A 2,064-nucleotide genomic window follows, 5' to 3' on the forward strand; every position below is an offset into this window, starting at 1 on the left:
TTTCGCGCGCCCAGCAGACTGGAGGTCTTGATGTTGTAGGTGACCTTTGGTCGTAAGCTCGTTGTCGCCTGCCGGTGGGAGTCCGGTCCGGGTAGCTGCCAGGAGGCCCGGTAGCAGACTGGCGGCGTCGGGGGGAAACGCCCGGCGTCGAAGCCCAGTGTCGAAAGCCCTTCAAAGGGGGAGCAAAGCAGCGGTCCGTAGCATGAAGCGAAGCCTGCGGCGTCGTTAGAGGCCCGTCTCTCGGGACGGGGACAGGGAGTGCCGAGCCCCCGAAATCAGGGCGAAGGCCATGGAAGCGGCGAAGATCCTGGAGATGCAGCCGTGAAGGACTCCCCGGCGTATGGGGCATGGAACGTTGCGACGGTGACAGCGGGAACTGGGGAGGCCCTCCCCGGCCCGGCGGCCTGCGGATAGCTGCCGTCGGAAGCTGCGCGTCCTATAACCGGGTGCACCCCGGGAAGTGGACGCGAGCCGGGTGGGCGTCGGAGGCGGCCGTAGTACCGCGATGAGCCGGGGGACAACACAACCCCCGGCCAGGGAAGGGCCGCTGCTTCGTCGATGCGCAGTCTGTCTGGAGGGACTTGGTGAGTGCCGCTACGGCTATTTCCGCCACGTCGGGATCCCTGAAGCTGGATCCGGTCCGAGCCTTGCAGTATGCGCTCTACCGGGCGGCCAAGACCGAGCCCGGACGGCGGTTCCACGCGCTGGGGGACAAGGTCCACCGCAGGGACGTCCTGCGGCGCGCGTGGGCGATGGTGCGTCGGAACAACGGCGCTCCAGGCATTGACGCCATCACTCTCACGCAGGTTGAGGAGTACGGCATCGACCGGCTCCTTGACGAACTGGCCGCGGAACTCAAGGAAGGCCGCTGGCGGCCGTTGCCCGCGCGCCGGGTGTTCATTCCGAAACCCGGCACAACTGCGGAGCAGAGACCGTTGTCGATCCCTTCCGTCCGTGACCGGATCGTGCAGGCCGCGCTGAAGATCGTGCTCGAGCCGGTCTTCGAGGCCGATATGCTCCCGTGCTCGTTCGGGTTCAGGCCCAGGCGCGGGGCACACGACGCCCTCCAAGTCTTGATCGATGAGGCGTGGCGGGGCAGGCGCTGGGTGGTGGAGACGGATATCGCCAACTGTTTCGAGGCGATTCCGCATGAGAAGTTGATGCAGGCGGTCGAGGAACGCGTCTGCGACCGGTCCGTCCTCAAACTCCTGCGCGCGATGCTGCGGGCCGGAGTGATGGAGGACGGGCAGGTCCGTCGGCCGGTGACCGGAACCCCACAAGGCGGTGTGGTTTCACCGTTGATGGCGAACGTCTATCTGCACCGGCTGGACCGGGCATGGGACGCGCGTCGTCATGGGGTTCTGGTCCGTTATGCCGATGATGCCGTGGTGATGTGCACTACCCGCGAGCAGGCCGAAGCCGCCCTTGGGCAGCTGAAGGTCCTGCTGGACGACCTCGGCCTGGAGCCGAAGGCGGCCAAGACCAGGATCGTGCACCTGCAGGTCGGAGGCGAGGGAGTGGACTTCCTCGGCTTCCATCACCGGTGGGTCACGTCCCGGCCTCGCGGCGGGCGGCGTCCGATCGCCTTCCTCGCTCGCTGGCCCTCGGACAGGGCAGTGCAGCACGCTCGTGACCGGATCCGTGAACTCACGGAACGGCGCCGGATGCTGCGGCCGGTCAAAGTGATCGTGGAGGACGTGAACGCGTTCCTACGCGGATGGGGCGCGTATTTCCGGTTCGGGAACTCGGCCCATCGCTTTGACCAGATCAGCTCGTACGCGCGGATGCGGATCGGCGGGTTCATCGCCAAGAAGCACCGGCGCAGCCGGAAGTTCGGCTGGTCGGTGGTCGCTTACGCGGCCTCCGACTCGTTGGGGCTGGTCGCCCTGCACGGAACCGTTGTTGTTGCACCCAGACCCTTTCGGGACTGGCGGGGCAGGCCGAATGCCGGCGGTGAACGGCGTCGGTGAGCCGTGTGCGGGAGAACCGCACGCACGGTTCGATGCGGCGGGGGCTGGAAACGGGGCGGACGTACTCCGCAACCGCGCCAGCCCCCGACCCTAC

General features: G+C 67.2%; 1 protein-coding gene. It reads left to right on the forward strand.

The window, feature by feature from the left end; genetic code table 11:
• The first annotated feature begins 647 nt into the window (after positions 1-647).
• Positions 648-1,970: a group II intron reverse transcriptase/maturase gene (gene ltrA, locus AB0M62_RS34765; RefSeq protein ID WP_366078323.1), complete on the forward strand. Its 1,323-nt coding sequence runs from the start codon at positions 648-650 to the stop codon at positions 1,968-1,970.
• Positions 1,971-2,064: the final 94 nt, after the last annotated feature.

This window comes from Streptomyces sp. NPDC051219, from assembly GCF_040682335.1.
Classification (GTDB): Bacteria; Actinomycetota; Actinomycetes; order Streptomycetales; family Streptomycetaceae; genus Streptomyces.